Source organism: Arthrobacter sp. P1_C12_2 (assembly GCF_056406415.1).
In genome coordinates this window covers 177,895-197,044 of sequence record NZ_JBFUAF010000008.1, presented here as the reverse complement: position 1 = coordinate 197,044, position 19,150 = coordinate 177,895, and the positions used below count along the sequence as shown (strand labels likewise).

27 protein-coding genes and 1 pseudogene are annotated in these 19,150 nt (G+C 61.9%); 2 read left to right on the top strand and 26 right to left on the bottom strand.

Features of this window, described 5'->3' with window-relative positions:
- A pseudogene (locus AC1DZQ_RS11240) lies at nt 1-236 on the top strand (hypothetical protein); the annotation flags it as partial.
- Between the two features lie 74 nt (nt 237-310).
- Here the strand turns inward: AC1DZQ_RS11240 and map are convergent.
- The 23 genes from map to rpsJ all read right to left on the bottom strand — a co-directional run bounded on the left by map (nt 311) and on the right by rpsJ (nt 13,427).
- Complete coding sequence (gene map / locus AC1DZQ_RS11235; RefSeq protein WP_476963590.1) at nt 311-1,138, bottom strand: type I methionyl aminopeptidase; 828 nt, start codon at nt 1,136-1,138, stop codon at nt 311-313.
- Nucleotides 1,139-1,371: 233 nt separating this feature from the next.
- Nucleotides 1,372-1,941 (bottom strand): adenylate kinase, encoded by a 570-nt coding sequence (locus AC1DZQ_RS11230; RefSeq protein WP_476963592.1) that lies wholly within the window; start codon nt 1,939-1,941, stop codon nt 1,372-1,374.
- Between the two features lie 5 nt (nt 1,942-1,946).
- On the bottom strand, nt 1,947-3,257 hold the full coding sequence (gene secY / locus AC1DZQ_RS11225; protein WP_026266474.1) for a preprotein translocase subunit SecY: 1,311 nt from the start codon (nt 3,255-3,257) through the stop codon (nt 1,947-1,949).
- A gap of 187 nt (nt 3,258-3,444) precedes the next feature.
- The gene (gene rplO, locus AC1DZQ_RS11220) at nt 3,445-3,936 is read right to left on the bottom strand and encodes a 50S ribosomal protein L15 (protein WP_018773677.1); all 492 of its coding nucleotides are present in this window, start codon (nt 3,934-3,936) and stop codon (nt 3,445-3,447) included.
- Nucleotides 3,937-4,143 carry a 50S ribosomal protein L30 gene (gene rpmD, locus AC1DZQ_RS11215; protein WP_018773676.1) on the bottom strand — a complete coding sequence of 69 codons (207 nt, stop codon included), beginning with the start codon at nt 4,141-4,143 and terminating at the stop codon, nt 3,937-3,939. It lies immediately after the preceding gene.
- A 3-nt stretch (nt 4,144-4,146) separates the two neighbouring features.
- A complete protein-coding gene (rpsE, locus tag AC1DZQ_RS11210; RefSeq protein WP_173403037.1) occupies nt 4,147-4,827 on the bottom strand; it encodes a 30S ribosomal protein S5 in 681 nt (226 codons plus the stop codon).
- A 26-nt stretch (nt 4,828-4,853) separates the two neighbouring features.
- Entirely contained in the window at nt 4,854-5,237 is a 384-nt protein-coding gene (gene rplR, locus AC1DZQ_RS11205) for a 50S ribosomal protein L18 (RefSeq protein ID WP_018773674.1), read from the bottom strand.
- 2 nt (nt 5,238-5,239) lie between these two features.
- Complete coding sequence (gene rplF, locus AC1DZQ_RS11200; protein WP_223913815.1) at nt 5,240-5,776, bottom strand: 50S ribosomal protein L6; 537 nt, start codon at nt 5,774-5,776, stop codon at nt 5,240-5,242.
- A gap of 18 nt (nt 5,777-5,794) precedes the next feature.
- Nucleotides 5,795-6,193, bottom strand: coding sequence for a 30S ribosomal protein S8 (gene rpsH / locus AC1DZQ_RS11195; RefSeq protein WP_018773673.1), 399 nt, complete (start codon nt 6,191-6,193; stop codon nt 5,795-5,797).
- Nucleotides 6,194-6,288: 95 nt separating this feature from the next.
- Nucleotides 6,289-6,870: a 50S ribosomal protein L5 gene (gene rplE, locus AC1DZQ_RS11190; RefSeq protein ID WP_229992789.1), complete on the bottom strand. Its 582-nt coding sequence runs from the start codon at nt 6,868-6,870 to the stop codon at nt 6,289-6,291.
- Complete coding sequence (rplX, locus tag AC1DZQ_RS11185; RefSeq protein WP_018773671.1) at nt 6,870-7,229, bottom strand: 50S ribosomal protein L24; 360 nt, start codon at nt 7,227-7,229, stop codon at nt 6,870-6,872. The genes rplE and rplX overlap by 1 nt, the downstream gene beginning before the upstream one ends.
- 3 nt (nt 7,230-7,232) lie before the next feature.
- Nucleotides 7,233-7,601: a 50S ribosomal protein L14 gene (gene rplN / locus AC1DZQ_RS11180; RefSeq protein ID WP_003803789.1), complete on the bottom strand. Its 369-nt coding sequence runs from the start codon at nt 7,599-7,601 to the stop codon at nt 7,233-7,235.
- A gap of 470 nt (nt 7,602-8,071) precedes the next feature.
- The gene (gene rpsQ, locus AC1DZQ_RS11175) at nt 8,072-8,380 is read right to left on the bottom strand and encodes a 30S ribosomal protein S17 (protein WP_277526273.1); all 309 of its coding nucleotides are present in this window, start codon (nt 8,378-8,380) and stop codon (nt 8,072-8,074) included.
- Entirely contained in the window at nt 8,377-8,706 is a 330-nt protein-coding gene (gene rpmC / locus AC1DZQ_RS11170; protein ID WP_066436863.1) for a 50S ribosomal protein L29, read from the bottom strand. The genes rpsQ and rpmC overlap by 4 nt, the downstream gene beginning before the upstream one ends.
- A gap of 2 nt (nt 8,707-8,708) precedes the next feature.
- Entirely contained in the window at nt 8,709-9,125 is a 417-nt protein-coding gene (rplP, locus tag AC1DZQ_RS11165; protein WP_018773668.1) for a 50S ribosomal protein L16, read from the bottom strand.
- The gene (gene rpsC / locus AC1DZQ_RS11160; RefSeq protein WP_476963589.1) at nt 9,126-9,956 is read right to left on the bottom strand and encodes a 30S ribosomal protein S3; all 831 of its coding nucleotides are present in this window, start codon (nt 9,954-9,956) and stop codon (nt 9,126-9,128) included.
- Nucleotides 9,957-10,322 (bottom strand): 50S ribosomal protein L22, encoded by a 366-nt coding sequence (rplV, locus tag AC1DZQ_RS11155; protein ID WP_003803798.1) that lies wholly within the window; start codon nt 10,320-10,322, stop codon nt 9,957-9,959.
- 38 nt (nt 10,323-10,360) lie between these two features.
- Nucleotides 10,361-10,642: a 30S ribosomal protein S19 gene (rpsS, locus tag AC1DZQ_RS11150; protein ID WP_018773666.1), complete on the bottom strand. Its 282-nt coding sequence runs from the start codon at nt 10,640-10,642 to the stop codon at nt 10,361-10,363.
- Between the two features lie 12 nt (nt 10,643-10,654).
- The gene (rplB, locus tag AC1DZQ_RS11145; RefSeq protein WP_026266473.1) at nt 10,655-11,494 is read right to left on the bottom strand and encodes a 50S ribosomal protein L2; all 840 of its coding nucleotides are present in this window, start codon (nt 11,492-11,494) and stop codon (nt 10,655-10,657) included.
- A gap of 29 nt (nt 11,495-11,523) precedes the next feature.
- Nucleotides 11,524-11,829 carry a 50S ribosomal protein L23 gene (gene rplW, locus AC1DZQ_RS11140; RefSeq protein ID WP_018773664.1) on the bottom strand — a complete coding sequence of 102 codons (306 nt, stop codon included), beginning with the start codon at nt 11,827-11,829 and terminating at the stop codon, nt 11,524-11,526.
- Nucleotides 11,826-12,446, bottom strand: a complete 621-nt coding sequence (gene rplD / locus AC1DZQ_RS11135; protein ID WP_476963588.1) for a 50S ribosomal protein L4 — start codon at nt 12,444-12,446, stop codon at nt 11,826-11,828. The genes rplW and rplD overlap by 4 nt, the downstream gene beginning before the upstream one ends.
- Before the next feature lie 4 nt (nt 12,447-12,450).
- The gene (gene rplC / locus AC1DZQ_RS11130) at nt 12,451-13,101 is read right to left on the bottom strand and encodes a 50S ribosomal protein L3 (protein WP_003803812.1); all 651 of its coding nucleotides are present in this window, start codon (nt 13,099-13,101) and stop codon (nt 12,451-12,453) included.
- 17 nt (nt 13,102-13,118) lie between these two features.
- Nucleotides 13,119-13,427 (bottom strand): 30S ribosomal protein S10, encoded by a 309-nt coding sequence (gene rpsJ / locus AC1DZQ_RS11125; protein WP_003803825.1) that lies wholly within the window; start codon nt 13,425-13,427, stop codon nt 13,119-13,121.
- A 408-nt stretch (nt 13,428-13,835) separates the two neighbouring features.
- On the opposite strand from rpsJ, the gene AC1DZQ_RS11120 reads away from it, so the two are divergent.
- Nucleotides 13,836-15,260, top strand: coding sequence for a GH1 family beta-glucosidase (locus AC1DZQ_RS11120; RefSeq protein WP_476963587.1), 1,425 nt, complete (start codon nt 13,836-13,838; stop codon nt 15,258-15,260).
- Nucleotides 15,261-15,278: 18 nt separating this feature from the next.
- Here the strand turns inward: AC1DZQ_RS11120 and AC1DZQ_RS11115 are convergent, their stop codons facing one another.
- The 3 genes from AC1DZQ_RS11115 to fusA all read right to left on the bottom strand — a co-directional run bounded on the left by AC1DZQ_RS11115 (nt 15,279) and on the right by fusA (nt 19,105).
- Entirely contained in the window at nt 15,279-15,404 is a 126-nt protein-coding gene (locus AC1DZQ_RS11115; RefSeq protein ID WP_476963586.1) for a hypothetical protein, read from the bottom strand.
- A 144-nt stretch (nt 15,405-15,548) separates the two neighbouring features.
- On the bottom strand, nt 15,549-16,739 hold the full coding sequence (gene tuf, locus AC1DZQ_RS11110; RefSeq protein WP_090575294.1) for an elongation factor Tu: 1,191 nt from the start codon (nt 16,737-16,739) through the stop codon (nt 15,549-15,551).
- Nucleotides 16,740-16,990: 251 nt separating this feature from the next.
- A complete protein-coding gene (gene fusA, locus AC1DZQ_RS11105) occupies nt 16,991-19,105 on the bottom strand; it encodes an elongation factor G (RefSeq protein ID WP_476963585.1) in 2,115 nt (704 codons plus the stop codon).
- Nucleotides 19,106-19,150: the final 45 nt, after the last annotated feature.

Here is a 19,150-nt window from a genome sequence, read left to right as displayed (position 1 = left end):
CCTACAACACCGAGCACCGCCATTCCGGGATCGGTTACTACACCCCGGAATCCGTTCACGAGGGCACCTGGCCCGAGTGCCGGGAACGACGCCAGAGGGCCCTGGACACCGCATGGGCAGCGAACCCCCACAGGCACCACCAGCGCCCCCGGGCACCCACCGTCCACACCGAAAGCTGGATCAACGACCCCAGGAAACGAACCCGCGAACTAGCGAATCCGTCTCAAAGAGGTTGACAGGTTCCGTATTCGGGTGTCGCCAGGGATTTTGCGCGTCGCCAGAAAACTTGCGAGTCGCCGTGTGAGTGGCCCTAGGGAATCGGGACGGGCACGACGCCGAGGGGCGCCAGTTTCGCCGCTCCCCCGTCCGGCGCCGAGAGGACCCAGATCCCCTTTTCATGCACGGCGACGGAGTGCTCCCACTGGCAGGAGCGTTTGCCGTCCGTGGTGACAACGGTCCAGTCGTCGTCGAGGATTGCGGTGTCGATGCTGCCGCGCACCAGCATCGGCTCGATCGCGAGGCACAGCCCCGGGCGGATCTTCGGCCCACGGTGGCCGGTGCGGTAGTTCAACACGTCCGGTGCCATGTGCATCTCGGAGCCGATGCCGTGGCCCACATAGTCCTCCAGGATGCCCAGCGGCTTGCCCGGCACGGAGGAGACGTAGTCATCCACCGCGTTGCCGATATCGCCCACGAATTTTCCGGTGGCCAAGGCCGCGATGCCACGCCACATGGCTGCCTCGGTAACCTCGGACAGGCGCACGTCCTCGGGATCGGCGGTGCCGACAATCACGGTCCGCGCCGAATCGGAGTGCCAGCCGTCCACGATCGCCCCGCCGTCGATCGAGATGATGTCGCCGTCCTGCAGCACCCGGCCGCCGGGGATGCCGTGCACCACCTCTTCGTTCACCGAGGTGCAGATCGTGGCCGGGAACCCGTGGTAGCCGAGGAAGTTGGACTTGGCGCCGGCGTCCTGGAGTACGGCGGCGAAGACCTCGTCCAGCCTGGCCGTGGTGACGCCGGGGGCCGCGGCGGCCACCGCTGCATCCAGTGCTCTGCTCAGGACCAGACCGGCCTCGTGCATCGTGCGCATCTGGGCGTTGGTCTTGTATTCAATGCGTGCCTGGCCGAATGCCATTGCTACCTCAGTGTTTTCTCTCGCGGCCCGGGCGGGCTAGAACCCGGGCCTCCACCATGGGTAATCAACCCACGTCTTCAAGCTCTATTCTCCCGCACCGGTTCAACGGTCCGGTACGGGCTGGCTGCGGGCCGCCCAACAGCGAAGGGCGCGTCCCGTACACGATGGTACGGAACGCGCCCTTCTGTTCTGCGTCAACCTGTTCTGCGTCAACTGCAGTGCGTAAGCGCGGATCAGGCGGTCTGGGCCGACTTGATCGCTTCCATGACGCGCTCGGTGACTTCGTCGATGGCGCCGATGCCGTCCACCTGGGTCAGGATGCCGCGCTCGGCATACTTGGCTACGACGGGTTCGGTCTGCTCGTGGTACAGGTCCAGCCGGTGACGGATAACGCCTTCGTTGTCGTCGCTGCGGCCGGTTTCCTTGGCACGGCCCAGGAGGCGGGTGACCAGTTCCTCGTCGTCAGCGGTGAGCTGGAGGACGACGTCGAGCTTCTGGTCGGCGCCGGCGAGGATCTCATCGAGGTAATCCACCTGCGCCGTGGTGCGGGGGTACCCGTCGAGCAGGAAGCCTGCCTCGACGTCGTCCTCGCTGAGGCGGTCGCGCACCATCTTGTTGGTGACGCTGTCCGGGACGAAGTCGCCGGCGTCCATGTACTTCTTGGCTTCGACGCCGAGCGGAGTTTCACCCTTGACGTTGGCGCGGAAGATGTCACCGGTGGAGATCGCAACGACGCCGAGGCGTTCGGAAATACGTTCCGCCTGCGTTCCCTTGCCGGAACCGGGTGGTCCGATAATCAACATTCTCGTCATCGCAAAAGCCCTTCGTAGTGACGTTGCTGTAGTTGCGCATCAATCTGCTTCACGGTCTCCAGGCCGACGCCCACCATGATCAGGATCGAGGTGCCGCCGAACGGGAAGTTCTGGTTCGCGTTGATCAGGACCAGTGCAACCAGCGGGATCAGTGCCACGAAGCCGAGGTAGAAGGCGCCGGGCAGGGTGATCCGGGATAGGACGTACTGAAGATAGTCCGCGGTCGGCTTGCCGGCGCGGATGCCCGGAATGAAGCCGCCGTACTTCTTCATGTTGTCCGAGACCTCTTCAGGGTTGAAAGTAATCGCAACATAGAAGTAGGTGAAAAACACAATCATGGCGAAATACAGTGCCATATAGATCGGGTGGTCGCCCTTGGTCAGGTTGTTGTTGATCCACTCAACCCAGGGCTGCACCGGCTCGCCGGCCTTGGGCTGGTTGAACTGTGAGATCAGCCCCGGCAGGTACAGCATGGACGATGCGAAGATGACGGGCACGACGCCGGCCATGTTCACCTTGATGGGGATGTACGTGCTGGTTCCGCCGACCGTGCGGCGGCCGATCATCCGCTTGGCGTACTGCACCGGGATCCGGCGCTGGGACTGCTCCACGAAGACCACGAGGGCCACCGTGAGCAGGCCGATGATCAGGACCAGGAAGAACGTGCCGGGGCCCTGGGCCTTCCAGATCGCACCGAGCGAGCCGGGGAAGCCTGCGGCGATGGACGTGAAGATGAGCAGGGACATGCCGTTGCCGACGCCCTTCTCAGTCACGAGCTCGCCCATCCACATGATCAGGCCGGTGCCGGCCGTGAGCGTGATGATGATCAGGACCGTGGTGACGATCGAGCTGTCCGGGATGATGGGCAGCTGGCAATTAGGCAGCAGCTGGCCGGACCGTGCCAGCGACACCAGTGTCGTGGCATTGAGCAGGCCGAGTGCGATGGTGAGGTAGCGGGTGTACTGGGTCAGTTTCGACTGCCCGGATGCGCCCTCCTCGTAGAGCTGCTGGAAGCGGGGAATAACCACCCGGAGCAGCTGGACGATGATACTGGCGGTGATGTACGGCATGATGCCGAGGGCAAAAATGGACACCTGCAGCAATGCACCGCCGCTGAACAGGTTGACGAGCTGGTAGATCCCGCCCGAGGTCTGACCGTTCTGCAAGCATTGCTGGACATTCTGGTAGCTCACACCAGGCGAGGGGATGAAGGCACCCAAGCGGAAGATTGTGATGATTCCCAGCGTGAACAACAACTTGCGTCGCAGATCAGGCGTGCGAAAGGCCCGGCCAAATGCGCTAAGCAAGCGTCCTCCTGAGTAATAAGTAAAGTCGTGTGAGACAGGTCAAATAAACCCAACAACCGAGTCTAACGGGTGGATGCGCCCGGCGAACAATCGGCGGGGCCCGAAAAATGAAAAAAACTCCCGGCACCGGGGGCCTGAGCCCCTGGTACCGGGAGTTTCAACAACGGGCAATAGCCCCGCCGCCTCGTTAGAGGGCGGTGGTGCTTCCGCCTGCTGCGGCAATCTTGTCAGCGGCGCTGGCCGAGAATGCGTGGACGGTGACGTCGACCTTGACGGTGATATCGCCGGTGCCCAGCACCTTGACGGGCTGGTTCTTGCGAACGGCACCCTTTTCGACCAGGTTCTCCACGGTGACAGCGCCACCTTCCGGGAACAGCTCGTTGAGCTTGTCCAGGTTTACAACCTGGTACTCAACCCGGAACGGGTTCTTGAAGCCGCGCAGCTTCGGCAGGCGCATGTGCAGCGGCAGCTGGCCGCCGGCAAAGCCAGCCTTGATCTGGTAGCGGGCCTTCGTACCCTTGGTACCGCGACCAGCGGTCTTACCCTTGGAACCTTCACCACGACCAACACGGGTCTTGGCGGTCTTGGCACCCGGGGCGGGACGCAGGTGGTGAACCTTCAGTGCGTTCTGCTTCTCAGCGGCGCCCTGTGCCTTTTCGGCGGTGTTCTTCTCTGCCATTTACTTCGCCTCCTCTACCTTTACCAGGTGCGGAACCGTGTTGAGCATCCCGACGGTCACGGCGTCGGCGGTGCGGACAACGGTGTGTCCGATCCGCTTCAGGCCGAGGGACCGCAGGGTGTCGCGCTGGTTCTGCTTGCCGCCAATGGCGGACTTGATCTGAGTGATCTCCAACTTTGCGTCGGAGACAAGCACGTTCTTAGCCATGACTCAGACACCTGCCTTCTGGTTCAGGAGCGCCTTGACCATTGCCGGCGGGGCGATCTCGTCGAGCGGGAGGCCGCGGCGTGCTGCCACTGCTGCCGGCTCTTCGAGGCGCTTCAGCGCGTCAACGGTCGCGTGAACGATGTTGATGGCGTTGGAAGAACCGAGCGACTTGGAGAGGATGTCGTGGATGCCCACGCACTCCAGTACTGCACGGACCGGGCCACCGGCGATAACACCGGTACCGGCGGAAGCCGGACGCAGCATGACGACGCCTGCGGCGGCCTCACCCTGAACGCGGTGCGGGATGGTGCTGCCGATGCGGGGAACGCGGAAGAAGGACTTCTTGGCCTCTTCAACGCCCTTCGCGATAGCGGCAGGAACTTCCTTCGCCTTGCCGTAGCCAACGCCAACCATGCCGTTGCCGTCACCGACGACGACGAGGGCGGTGAAGCTGAAGCGACGACCACCCTTGACGACCTTGGAAACACGGTTGATGGTTACGACGCGCTCTACGAACTGGCTCTTCTCGGCCTCGCGGCCGCCGTCACGGCCACCACGGCCGCCACGGTCGCCACGGCCCTGGCCGCGGTCGCCACGCTCGCCACGACGAGCGCCACCACGGCGGTCATCAGTGGTAGCAGGCGCAGCGGTCTCAGTTGCCGGAGCAGCTACAGCTTCAGTCACCTGAATGTCCTTTTCGTTATTTTCGGTCACAGTGCCAGCCCACCTTCACGTGCGCCGTCAGCGACGGCGGCGATCCGGCCGTGGTACTTGTTACCACCGCGGTCGAAGACAACTGCTTCGATACCGGCAGCCTTGGCACGCTCGGCGACCAGTTCGCCAACGCGCTTGGCCTTGGCGGTCTTGTCACCGTCGAATGCACGAAGGTCGGCTTCCAGTGTGGAGGCGCTTGCCACGGTCAGGCCCTTGGTGTCATCGACAACCTGGACGAATACGTGACGTGCGGAGCGGTTGACGACCAGACGCGGGCGTACAGCCGTACCGGAGATGCGCTTGCGGATACGAAGCTGGCGGCGGCTGCGCTGGGCAGACTTGCTCTTGTTCGTACGCTTCTTGTTAATTGCGATCGCCATGGTTACTTACCAGCCTTTCCGACCTTGCGGCGGATGACTTCGCCTGCGTAACGGATGCCCTTGCCCTTGTAGGGGTCCGGCTTCCGCAGCTTGCGAATGTTGGCAGCAACCTCGCCGACCTGCTGCTTGGAGATACCTGAAACAGAGAGCTTGGTCGGGGTCTCAACTGCAAAGGTGATGCCGTTCGGTGCCGAGACGTTGACCGGGTGGCTGTAGCCCAGAGCGAACTCCAGATCAGTTCCCTTGGCCTGGACGCGGTAACCAGTACCGACAATCTCAAGCTTCTTCTCGTAGCCTGCGGTGACACCCTGGATCATGTTGGCGATCAGGGTGCGGGTCAGGCCGTGCAGCGAACGTGAGGCGCGCTCGTCGTTCGGGCGGGCGACAGTCAGGGTGCCATCTTCCAGGGAAACCTCGATCGGGCTGGCCACAGTGTGGCTCAGCTCGCCTTTGGAACCCTTGACGCTGACGACAGAGCCGTCAACCTTGACCTCAACGCCGGCAGGAACGGTGATGGGGAGACGTCCAATACGTGACATTATTCTCTTCCTTTCCCGTTACCAGACGTAAGCGAGGACTTCGCCGCCCACGCCCTTCTTGCCGGCCTGCTTGTCAGTCAAGAGGCCGGAAGAGGTGGACAGGATTGCGACACCCAGGCCACCGAGCACGTGCGGCAGGTTGGTGGACTTTGCGTAAACGCGCAGTCCCGGCTTGGAAATACGACGAACGCCAGCGATTGAACGCTCGCGGTTCGGACCGAACTTGAGCTCGAGGGTCAGCTTCTTGCCAACCTCAGCGTCTTCTTCTTTCCAGGAGGCGATGTAACCTTCAGCCTTCAGGATGTCGGCAACGCGTGCCTTGAGCTTGCTGTACGGCATGGTCACGGAGTCGTGGTATGCCGAGTTAGCGTTGCGCAGACGCGTAAGCATGTCTGCGACGGGATCTGTCATTGTCATGTGGGCTCTTGCCCTTCCTCATAACGGTTTCCGCCGTGCCGGTTGTCCCGAACAGAATTCGGAACCAGCGCGGGCGGACCTTTTACGTAGCTAGATTAGTCTTCGGTCTTGAACGGGAAGCCAAGCGCCTTCAGCAGCGCGCGGCCTTCGTCGTCGGTCTTGGCAGTGGTCACGACGGTGATGTCCATGCCGCGAACGCGGTCAATGGAATCCTGGTCGATCTCGTGGAACATAACCTGCTCGGTCAGACCGAAGGTGTAGTTGCCGTTGCCATCGAACTGCTTGCCGCTGAGGCCACGGAAGTCGCGGATACGCGGCAGGGCCAGCGTGACCAGACGGTCCAGGAATTCCCACATGCGGTCCCCACGCAGAGTTGCGTGTGCACCGATCGGCATGCCTTCGCGCAGCTTGAACTGTGCGATCGACTTGCGGGCCTTGGTTACCTGCGGCTTCTGGCCGGTGATCAGGGTCAGATCGCGGACAGCGCCGTCGATCAGCTTGGAGTCCTTGGCGGCATCTCCAACACCCATGTTCACAACGACCTTGACCAGGCGGGGAACCTGGTTGACGTTCTGGTAGTTGAATTCCTCAGTCAGCGAGTTCTTGATGGAATCGGCGTACTTGGTCTTCAGACGAGGAACGATCTTGCTTGCCGGAGTCTCGAGAGTCTCAGTCATTAGATGTCCTTCCCTGAGCTCTTGGCCACGCGGACGCGCACTTCACGCTTCACGCCATCGCGCTCAACGGTCTCGGTGCGGAAACCGACGCGGGTGGGCTTCTTGGTGGACGGGTCAACCAGAGCCACGTTGGAGATGTGGATCGAAGCCTCGACGACCTCGATGCCACCGGTCTTGGTGCCGCGCTGCGACTGACCGACCTTGGTGTGCTTGGTTACGCGGTTAATGCCTTCAACCAACACGCGGTTGGTCTCCGGGTATACGCGCAGAACCTTGCCCTGCTTACCCTTGTCGCCGCCGCGCTCAGCCTTGGCGCCAGTGATGACCTGAACGAGGTCACCCTTTTTGATCTTAGCCATGGACTAGAGCACCTCCGGAGCCAGAGAAACGATCTTCATGAACTTCTTGTCGCGAAGTTCACGACCAACCGGTCCGAAGATACGGGTACCGCGGGGGTCACCGTCGTTCTTCAGGATGACGGCTGCGTTCTCGTCAAACTTGATGTAGGAACCATCCGCACGGCGGCGTTCCTTCTTGGTACGGACGATGACAGCCTTGACGACGTCGCCCTTCTTTACGTTGCCGCCCGGAATTGCGTCCTTGACGGTAGCGACGATTACGTCGCCAATGCCTGCGTAGCGACGGCCAGATCCACCGAGAACGCGAATGGTAAGGATTTCCTTAGCACCCGTGTTGTCGGCGACCTTGAGTCGCGACTCCTGCTGAATCACTATTTACTCCTTGCGTCGCGCTGGTTCTCAGACCGAAAATCTTCCTACGGAATGAGCCTTGCGGAACGGTTGATCGGGGTGTCTCTTGACCTGCCTGGATTTTGCCAGACCAGGCCTAAACGCCCGTGCCAAAAACATTTGCTTCCCAGGCGGTTCCCGACGAGTCGGGGCGCAAGGGGGCACTATGCCGTGGCACGATTGTTTACGAGGTTGATGACGGCGCGCAAAAGGCGCCATACAAACTCAAAATCTTAGCACGTTTTTGGCGTATTCCCATATCACAGCCATGGCACACGCACACCTCAGCCCACGCGCCCGTCGGCGTCATGCAGCGACCGCATGCAACGCAGAAGCTGCCGGCGACGGCGTCACGGCGCCGCTGCAGCGACCGCCGGCAACGCAGAAGCCCCCGCTCCCCCAAAGGGGAACGAGGGCTTCTGCTGTATCACCAGGCAACTAAGCTGCAGGTGTTACTTGGCCTTCTCGAGGATCTCGACCAGACGCCACCGCTTGGTAGCGGAGAGCGGGCGGGTCTCGGCGAGGAGCACGAGGTCGCCAATGCCGGCGCTGTTCTCTTCGTCGTGAGCCTTGATCTTGGCGTTGCGGCGGATGACCTTGCCGTAGAGGGCGTGCTTCACGCGGTCTTCGACCTGGACAGTGATGGTCTTTTCCATCTTGTCCGAGACGACGTAGCCGCGCTTCGTCTTACGGTAACCGCGCTCGTCAGCCTTGGCTGCGTCGGAAACAGTTTCCGTCACGTTCTCTTCCTTTTCACTCACTTGGCATCCTCCTCGGTTTCAACCGTTTCAGCCTTTTCGGCCTTCTTGGTTGCAGCCTTCTTGGACTTCTTCTCTTCCTTGGCTTCCACAACCGGTGCGGCAACCTCGGCACGAATGCCCAGCTCGCGCTCACGGAGAACGGTGTAGATACGGGCGATGTCCTTCTTTACCGCGCGCAGCCGACCGTGGTTCTCCAGCTGACCGGTGGCGGACTGGAAACGCAGGTTGAACAGCTCTTCCTTGGCCTTGCGGAGTTCTTCAACGAGACGCTCGTTGTCGAAACCGTCCAGCTGTGCGGATGCAAGTTCCTTGGATCCTACTGCCATTTCTACTCACCACCTTCGCGACGCACAATGCGTGCCTTCAACGGCAGCTTGTGGATTGCCAGGCGCAGGGCCTCGCGAGCTACCTCTTCACTGACACCGGAGAGTTCGAAGAGAACCCGGCCCGGCTTGACGTTTGAGACCCACCATTCCGGAGAACCCTTACCGGAACCCATGCGGGTTTCGGCCGGCTTCTTCGTCAGCGGACGGTCCGGGTAAATGTTGATCCAGACCTTTCCGCCACGCTTGATGTGGCGGGTCATCGCGATACGGGCAGATTCGATCTGACGGTTCGTGACGTAGGCCGGGCTCAGAGCCTGGATGCCCCACTCACCGAAGGAGACCTGGGTGCCGCCCGTAGCAGCGCCGGAACGACCCGGGTGGTGCTGCTTACGGTGCTTGACTCGACGTGGGATAAGCATTTAAGCCTGTCCTCCTTCTACTGCCGGTGCAGCTGCTTCGACAGCCGGAGCTTCGGCGGCAGGAGCTGCCTCGGCTGCGGGGCGGTCGGTACGACGGCGGCGGTCACCACGGTCGGCGCCACCCGGGCGGCCCGGGCGGTCGCCGGCACGGCCACGGGACGGAGCAGCAGCTGCCTGCTGAGCCAGTTCCTTGGCAGTGACGTCGCCCTTGTAGATCCAGACCTTCACGCCGATGCGGCCGAAGGTGGTCTTGGCCTCGTAGAAGCCGTAGTCGATGTTCGCACGCAGGGTGTGCAGGGGCACACGGCCTTCGCGGTAGAACTCCGAGCGGGACATTTCTGCGCCGCCCAGTCGACCCGAGCAAGCGATCCGGATGCCCTTGGCACCGGCACGCTGTGCGGACTGCATGGCCTTCTTCATCGCACGGCGGAAAGCCACGCGGGAAGTCAGCTGCTCAGCAACGCCCTGGGCAACAAGCTGGGCTTCCATCTCGGGGTTCTTGACCTCGAGGATGTTCAGCTGTACCTGCTTGCCCGTGAGCTTCTCAAGCTCGCCGCGGATGCGGTCTGCTTCAGCGCCGCGGCGGCCGATGACGATGCCCGGACGTGCCGTGTGGATATCCACACGGACACGGTCGCGGGTGCGCTCGATTTCGACCTTGGCGATACCGGCGCGCTCCATGCCCGTGGACATGAGCTGGCGGATACGGATGTCTTCGCGAACGAAGTCCTTGTACCGCTGGCCGGCCTTGGTGCTGTCAGCAAACCAGTGCGATACGTGATCGGTGGTGATGCCGAGTCGGAACCCGTGCGGGTTAACTTTCTGTCCCACTTAGCGAGCCTCCTCTTTCTCCGGGGTAGCGACTACCACGGTGATGTGGCTCGTGCGCTTCTTGATCTGAAATGCACGACCCTGGGCTCGCGGCTGGAACCGCTTCATGGTCGGGCCTTCATCAACAAACGCTTCGCTGATGATGAGGTCACCTTCGTCAAACGCCACGCCGTCGCGGTCCGCGAGGACCCGGGCGTTGGAGATTGCCGACTGAACTACCTTGAATACCGGCTCCGAAGCTGCCTGGGGGGCAAACTTCAGAATTGCCAGAGCCTCATTCGCTTGCTTACCACGAACAAGGTTGACGACGCGCCGGGCCTTCATAGGCGTTACGCGGATGTGACGCGCAATTGCCTTGGCTTCCATTGCTTTCCTTCTCTCGTCTTTGACGTAAGTGCAGGCGCCTAGCGGCGCTTGCCCTTACGGTCGTCCTTGACATGGCCGCGGAATGTCCGCGTGGGAGCGAATTCGCCGAGCTTGTGCCCGACCATCGACTCAGTGACAAACACGGGGATGTGCTTGCGTCCGTCGTGTACGGCGATCGTGTGGCCGAGCATGTCGGGGACGATCATCGAGCGGCGGGACCAGGTCTTGATGACGTTCTTGGTGCCCTTTTCGTTTTCCCTGGCTACCTTTACAAAGAGGTGCTGGTCAACGAAAGGACCTTTTTTCAGGCTGCGTGGCATGTGTCCAGGCTCCTATCGCTTGTTCTTGCCAGTACGACGGCGACGAACAATAAGCTTGTCGCTCTCTTTGTTGGGACGGCGGGTGCGGCCTTCGCGCTTACCGTTCGGGTTGACGGGGTGACGTCCACCGGACGTCTTACCCTCGCCACCACCGTGGGGGTGGTCAACCGGGTTCATGGCGACACCACGGACGGTCGGGCGAACGCCCTTCCACCGCATACGGCCGGCCTTGCCCCAGTTGATGTTCGACTGCTCGGCGTTGCCGACCTCGCCGACGGTTGCGCGGCAGCGCACGTCAACGTTGCGGATTTCGCCGGAAGGCAGACGCAGCTGGGCGAAACGGCCTTCCTTTGCAACGAGCTGGATCGATGCGCCGGCGGAGCGGCCCATCTTGGCGCCGCCACCCGGACGCAGTTCGACTGCGTGGATTACGGTACCGACCGGGATGTTGCGCAGCGGAAGGTTGTTGCCGGGCTTGATGTCAGCGTCGGCGCCGGCCTCTACGAAGTCGCCCTGGGACAGCTTGTTCGGGGCGATGATGTAACGCTTGGTGCCATCAACGTAGTGCAGGAGGGCGATCCGAGCCGTGCGGTTCGGGTCGTACTCGATTTCGGCAACGCGGGCGTTGACGCCGTCCTTGTCGTGGCGACGGAAGTCGATCAGACGGTACTGGCGCTTGTGTCCACCACCCTTGTGACGGGTCGTGATCTTACCGGAGTTGTTACGGCCACCCTTTTTCGGGAGGGGACGTACCAACGACTTTTCCGGCGTCGACCGCGTGATTTCAGTGAAGTCCGCTACGCTCGAGCCACGACGGCCCGGGGTAGTCGGCTTGTATTTACGGATTCCCATAATTTATTTCCTCGTTAAAGTGGTCTCCGCTATGAAAGCGGACCGCCGAAGATGTCGATAGTGCCTTCTTTGAGGCTCACAATGGCACGCTTGGTGTTCTTGCGGGTACCCCAGCCGAATTTGGTGCGCTTGCGCTTACCGGCACGGTTGATGGTGTTGATCGATTCGACCTTGACGGAGAAAATCTTCTCCACGGCCAGCTTGATCTCGGTCTTGTTCGAGCGGGGGTCCACCAGGAAGGTGTACTTGCCCTCATCGATCAGGCCGTAGCTCTTTTCCGAGACGACGGGTGCAAGCACGACGTCGCGCGGGTCTTTGATGGTGGCTGCGCTCACTTGGCATCCTCCTCGTTCTTTGCAGCCTTGTCAGCAACGAATGCTTCGTAGGCAGCCTTGGTGAAGACTACGTCGTCGGAAACGAGAACGTCGTAGGTGTTCAGCTGGTCTGCGTACAGAACGTGAACTTCCTCGAGGTTGCGCACGGACAGTGCAGCAACATCGTTGGCGCGCTCAATGACAACGAGCAGGTTCTTGCGCTCGGAAATTCCGCGCAGGGTTGCCAGTGCTTCCTTGGAGGACGGCTTGGAGCCGGCAACCAGGTCAGCAACGACGTGGACGCGGCCGTTGCGGGCGCGGTCCGAGAGTGCGCCGCGCAGTGCAGCAGCAATCATCTTCTTGGGGGTGCGCTGGCTGTAGTCACGCGGCGTGGGGCCGTGGACAACGCCACCACCGGTCATGTGAGGAGCACGGATGGAACCCTGACGGGCGCGGCCGGTGCCCTTCTGCTTGAACGGCTTGCGACCTGCACCGGAAACCTCGGCGCGGGTCTTGGTCTTGTGGGTACCCTGGCGAGCAGCAGCGAGCTGGGCAACGACGACCTGGTGCAGCAGCGGCACGTTGGTCTGTACGTCGAAGATCTCTGCAGGCAGGTCAACCTTGACAGTGCTAGTCATTGAACTAGGCTCCCTTCACGGCGGTGCGTACGAGTACGACCTGGCCGCGGGCGCCGGGAACGGCGCCCTTGATCAGGAGCAGCGACTTCTCGACGTCAACCGCGTGGACCGTGAGGTTCAGCGTGGTGTGACGAACGGCGCCCATGCGGCCGGCCATTTTCATGCCCTTGAAGACGCGGCTCGGGGTGGATGCGCCACCGATTGAACCGGGCTTACGGTGGTTCTTGTGGGCACCGTGGGAAGCTCCAACGCCGTGGAAGCCGTGACGCTTCATAACACCGGCGAAGCCCTTACCCTTGGTGGTGCCAACGACGTCGATCTTCTGGCCGGCTTCGAAGAGCTCTACGGAGAGCTCCTGGCCCAGCTCGTAAGAGTCAGCATCTGCAGTGCGCAGTTCTACGACGTGGCGGCGAGGCGTGACGCCTGCCTTTTCAAAGTGACCAGCCAGCGGCTTGGTGACCTTGCGGGGATCGATCTGGCCGTAGCCGATCTGAACGGCGACATAGCCATCAGTTTCTGCATTGCGCAGCTGCGTGATGACGTTCGAGTCAGCCTGGACCACAGTGACGGGGATGAGCTTGTTGTTCTCGTCCCAGACCTGGGTCATGCCGAGCTTCGTGCCCAGCAGGCCCTTTACGTTACGGGTTGCGGTCATAGTCTCTCAGCACCTCCCTACAGCTTGATTTCGATGTTCACGTCGGCCGGCAGGTCGAGACGCATGAGCGAATCAACAGCCTTGGGCGTGGGATCGATGATGTCGATAAGACGCTTGTGCGTGCGCATTTCGAAGTGCTCGCGGCTGTCCTTGTACTTGTGCGGAGAGCGGATAACGCAGTAAACGTTCTTCTCCGTCGGCAGCGGCACGGGGCCAACTACAGTTGCGCCTGCGCGCGTGACCGTCTCAACGATCTTCCGTGCTGAAACGTCAATGACCTCGTGGTCGTATGACTTCAGCCGGATGCGGATTTTTTGTCCCGCCATGTCGCCTGACTCTCTTTCAGTAAATGCTGCTCTGTTTACTTGCCTGTTGTATGTGGCTGCCGAAGCATTTGAAGTCGTGACTACCACCCGCCGCACAAGCTGAATCCGGAAGGATCCGGGTTCCTCAACCTGCCGACGTAACCGACCCCCGCGGTCGGGCGTGTCGTACGTTTTCACACGTACGCGTCCGCAATTCCATGGGGAGTGGGTTATGTTTGGTCTCTCACTTGGACCCTGGCACCCGGCATTATCCGGATCGGGACGCGAAAGAGCGCTTGAACAACTCATCTAGTATGCCGGAATTTGCGGGCAGAAGCGAATCAGCCCACTGCAGCACTGCAATCACGGCAGTGCAATCAGGGCCGGAGGGCCATTGTCCTGAATCGCCATCGAATGGATGATAGGGGCATGACTGTGCAGGATTCTGTAGCAGTTCAGGCCCTCGCCGCGCGCCTGAGCCCGGGATTCACCCTGGGTGTTTCCTCCGCGGCCTTCCAGATTGAGGGGAGCCTCGCCGCCGGCGGCCGCGGGCCCTCCGGCTGGGACGCCTTTGCCGAAAAGCCCGGCAACATCCTGCACGGGCACTCCCCCGCCGTCGCCTGCGATCACTATAACCGCGCCGACGAAGACATCGACCTGATGCGCGATCTCGGGATCGATTCCTACCGTTTCTCGATCTCGTGGCCGCGGGTCCAGCCGGAGGGCACCGGCCGCTTCAATGCTGCGGGCCTGGACTTCTACGACCGCCTGATCGACCGGCTCCTCGCCGCCGGCATCTCGCCCATGGCCACCCTCTACCATTGGGATACGCCGCTGCCCCTCGAACACCGGGGCGGCTGGATGAACCGTTCGACGGCGGACCGGTTTGCTGAGTACAGCGCGGCCGCCGGCAAGCGGTTCGGCGATCGGGTGGCGCAGTGGGTGACGCTGAACGAGCCCGCCTCGGTTACCCTGAACGGCTACGCCCTCGGCGTCCACGCGCCGGGCCGCGGCCTGCTCTTCGACGCCCTGCCGTCGGTGCGCCATCAGCTCCTGGGGCACGGCCTGGCCGTGCAGGCGCTGCGGGCGGAAGGCGTCGCCGGCGCCGTCGGCGTCGCGAACCTGCATTCGCCCGTCCGGCCGGCCACCGGCTCCATACCCGACCGGCTGCTGGCCAGGGTATTCGACTTCGTGCTGAACCGGCTCTACGCGGACCCCATCCTCCTGGGCCGTTTTCCCCGGCCGCCGCTGATCGCCCGGCCGTGGCTCCGTTCACTGCGGAGCATGACCGATGCTGATCTCGCCACGATCCACCAGCCGCTGGATTTCTACGGCCTGAATTACTACTACCCTGTCAGGGTGGCCGCGGGGCGCGGCGTCGACAGCCCCTCCTCCGCCGCGGAGGCGACGCTGAAAGTACCGTTCCACCTCGCCGCGTTCCCGGAGTACGAACGCACGGGCTTCGGCTGGCCGGTCGCTCCGGACCATCTGGGAATCCTGCTCCGCGAGCTGAAGGACAGGTATGGCGCGTCGCTGCCGCCGCTCTACATCACCGAGAGCGGGGCGAGCTTCCCGGAACCGGACCACGTCACCGGCCCTATCCCCGACGCCGGCCGGGTTGCGTATCTCGCCGCACACCTCGGCCAGGCGCTGGAGGCGACCTCCCCCGGGGGCCTGGCCCACGACGTCGACCTTCTCGGCTACTACGTCTGGACGCTCATGGACAACTTCGAATGGGCTGCCGGCTACTCGCAGCGGTTCGGCCTCGTGCACGTGGATTTCTCCACCCTCCAGCGCACGCCCAAAGATTCCTACTACTGGTACCAGGCCCTCGCGCGGGCACGCCGGCCCTGAGTCCGGCCGGGGCCGCTGCTACGGGTTGCGGTTGGCCCGATTGATGCGCTTGGCGCGCTCGATCTCCTGGCGGAAGTGCCTCTTCGCCCAAAAGAACGCGACGACGACCGCGACGGCGACCAGCAGAAAAATGAACCAGCCCATGGTGAGCTCCCTTCCCTTCCTGCAAAGGTATCAGGAAGTTAAAAGGAACAGCCCCGCTGCTAGTGCAGCGGGGCTGTTCCCGATCCTCTGTTCAGCTGCCAGACGGCTGGCTGATCAGTGGTCAAGCATCAGATCAGCAAGTAATTACTTGACGATCTTGGTGACGCGTCCCGAACCAACGGTGCGGCCGCCTTCGCGGATAGCGAAGCCGAGGCCCTCTTCCATTGCGATCGGCTGGATGAGCGCAACGGTCATCTCAGTGTTGTCGCCAGGCATAACCATTTCCGTGCCTTCCGGCAGGGTGATAACGCCGGTTACGTCCGTGGTCCGGAAGTAGAACTGCGGGCGGTAGTTGGAGTAGAACGGGTTGTGACGCCCGCCTTCGTCCTTGGAGAGGATGTAGACGTTAGCCTCGAAGTCGGTGTGCGGGGTGATGGAACCCGGCTTGACGACAACCTGGCCGCGCTCGACATCGTCGCGCTTCAGACCGCGGAGCAGGAGGCCACAGTTCTCGCCGGCCCATGCTTCGTCGAGCTGCTTGTGGAACATCTCGATACCGGTAACCGTGGTCTTCTGGACCGGGCGGATGCCGACGATCTCGACCTCAGAGTTGATCGCGAGGGTTCCACGCTCGGCGCGGCCCGTAACAACGGTGCCACGGCCGGTGATCGTGAAGACGTCTTCGATCGGCATCAGGAAGGGCTTGTCACGGTCACGTACGGGGTCCGGAACCGAGTTGTCGACGGCTTCCATGAGGTCCTCGATGGACTTGACCCACTCCGGGTCGCCTTCCAGAGCCTTCAGGCCCGAAACGCGGATGACCGGAGCTTCGTCGCCATCGAAGCCCTGCGAGCTGAGCAGCTCGCGAACTTCCATTTCGACGAGGTCGAGGAGTTCCTCGTCATCGACCATGTCAGCCTTGTTCAGCGCGACCAGCAGGTAGGGAACGCCAACCTGGCGGGCGAGCAGAACGTGCTCGCGGGTCTGAGCCATCGGGCCGTCAGTGGCGGCAACCACGAGGATTGCACCGTCCATCTGAGCAGCGCCGGTGATCATGTTCTTGATGTAGTCAGCGTGACCCGGAGCGTCTACGTGTGCGTAGTGACGCTTCTCGGTCTGGTACTCAACGTGGGAGATGTTGATGGTAATGCCGCGCTGACGCTCTTCGGGAGCAGAGTCAATCGACGCGAAGTCACGCTTCTCGTTGAGAGTCGGGTACTTGTCGTACAGCACCTTGGAAATGGCGGCCGTCAGCGTCGTCTTACCGTGGTCAACGTGACCAATGGTACCGATGTTAACGTGCGGCTTAGTCCGCTCGAACTTTGCCTTTGCCACAGGTTCCTCCTAGAACGTTTTCAAATGACTTACCCTTCGGCCGCGCTTGTCGCGGCAGAAACTCCAGTAAGTCTACTTGGGGGGCTTTGGATTGGTGAAATTGCAGATTCAGGTACTAATGCTAGTGCCTAGAGCCTGTTCGTGCAGGCGGCCGGACTTCGGTCTGGACCGGTGCCCGGCCACTTGCACCAGATGAACCTCCGTTGGCGGAGACGCATCCGAGTTTTTGTTGCTGCGATTGTCCCTAGGGACTACTCGCCGCGGTTCTTCTGGATGATCTCGTCGGCGTATGCCTTCGGGACCTCGGCGTAGCTGTGGAACGTCATGGAGTACACAGCGCGGCCCTGGGTCTTCGAGCGCAGGTCACCGATGTAGCCGAACATGCCGGACAACGGGACGTGCGCGCGGATGACCTTGACGCCCTGGGCATCTTCCATGGACTGCATCTGGCCACGGCGGGAGTTGAGGTCACCGATAACTTCACCCATGTATTCCTCAGGGGTGCGGACCTCGACATCCATCAGCGGTTCGAGCAGGATGGGGTTCGCCTTGCGTGCGGCTTCCTTGAAAGCCATCCGGCCAGCGATCTTGAACGCCATTTCCGAGGAGTCAACATCGTGGTACGCGCCGTCAATCAGCGTGGCCTTGATGCCGACAACCGGGTAACCGGCCAGGACGCCGTCGTTCAGTGCATCCTGGATACCGGCGTCCACCGACGGGATGTATTCGCGGGGAATACGGCCACCGGTGACCTTGTTCTCGAACTCGTACAGCTCGCCTTCGGACGTGTCCAAGGGCGCGATCGCAATCTGGATCTTTGCGAACTGGCCGGAACCACCGGTCTGCTTCTTGTGCGTGTAGTCGTGACGCTCTACAGCACGCTTGATGGTTTCGCGGTAAGCAACCTGCGGCTTGCCGACATTGGCCTCGACCTTGAATTCGCGGCGCATGCGGTCCACCAGGATGTCCAGGTGGAGCTCGCCCATGCCGGCGATGATGGTCTGGCCGGTGTCCTCGTTGAGGGAGACCTGGAAGGTCGGGTCCTCAGCGGAGAGCTTCTGGATGGCCGTGGAGAGCTTCTCCTGGTCACCCTTGGTGTTCGGCTCGATCGCAACAGAGATCACGGGCTCCGGGAAGCTCATGGACTCAAGCACGATCTGGTTGCTGGAGTCGCACAGGGTGTCACCCGTGGTCGTATCCTTCAGCCCGATCGCTGCGTAGATGTGGCCAGCGGTAGCGCCGTCAACCGGCATTTCCTTGTTGGCGTGCATCTGGAACAGCTTGCCGATGCGCTCCTTCTTGCCCTTGGTGGAGTTAACCACCTGGGAACCGGCTTCAACGTGACCGGAGTACACGCGAATGAAGGTGAGCTGGCCGAAGAACGGGTGCGTGGCAATCTTGAACGCCAGAGCCGAGAACGGCTCTTCGGAAGACGGCTTGCGCGTCAGTTCTTTCTCTTCGTCGCGGGGATCGTGACCGATCATCGGCGGGACGTCGAGCGGGTTCGGCAGGTAGTCGACGACGGCGTCAAGCATCGGCTGGACACCGCGGTTCTTGAAGGCAGAGCCACAGAACACCGGGTACAGCTCGGAGTTGATCGTCATCTTGCGGATGCCGGCCTTGAGCTCGTCGGTGCTGATCTCTTCGCCCTCGAGGTACTTCTCCATGAGTTCTTCGGAGGACTCGGCAACAGTCTCGACGAGAGTTGCGCGGTACTCTTCGGCCTTCGCCTGGAGGTCAGCCGGGATCTCGCGGATCTCGTACTTGGCACCCATGGTGACGTCACCCTTGGCGTCGCCGGGCCAGACCAGCGCGCGCATGTAAAGGAGGTCGACGACGCCGACGAAGTCGTTCTCGGCACCGATCGGCAGCTGCATAACGAGCGGCTTGGCACCGAGGCGGCCAATGATGGTGTCGACGGTGAAGTAGAAGTCAGCGCCGAGCTTGTCCATCTTGTTGACGAAGCAGATGCGCGGAACGTTGTACTTGTCGGCCTGGCGCCAAACAGTCTCGGACTGCGGCTCCACGCCTTCCTTGCCGTCGAACACGGCGACTGCGCCGTCGAGGACGCGCAGGGAGCGCTCAACCTCGACCGTGAAGTCAACGTGGCCGGGGGTGTCGATGATGTTGATCTGGTTGTTTTCCCAGAAGCAGGTCACGGCGGCAGACGTGATGGTGATGCCGCGTTCCTTTTCCTGTTCCATCCAGTCAGTCGTCGAAGCGCCGTCGTGCGTTTCGCCGATCTTGTGGTTCACACCCGTGTAGAACAGGATGCGCTCGGTAGTAGTGGTCTTGCCGGCATCGATGTGGGCCATGATGCCGATGTTGCGGACCTTGCTAAGGTCGGTAAGCACGTCCTGTGCCACGGTGTCTCCCTTTCGGATGGACTGCACGTTCGCCGCCGGCTCAGT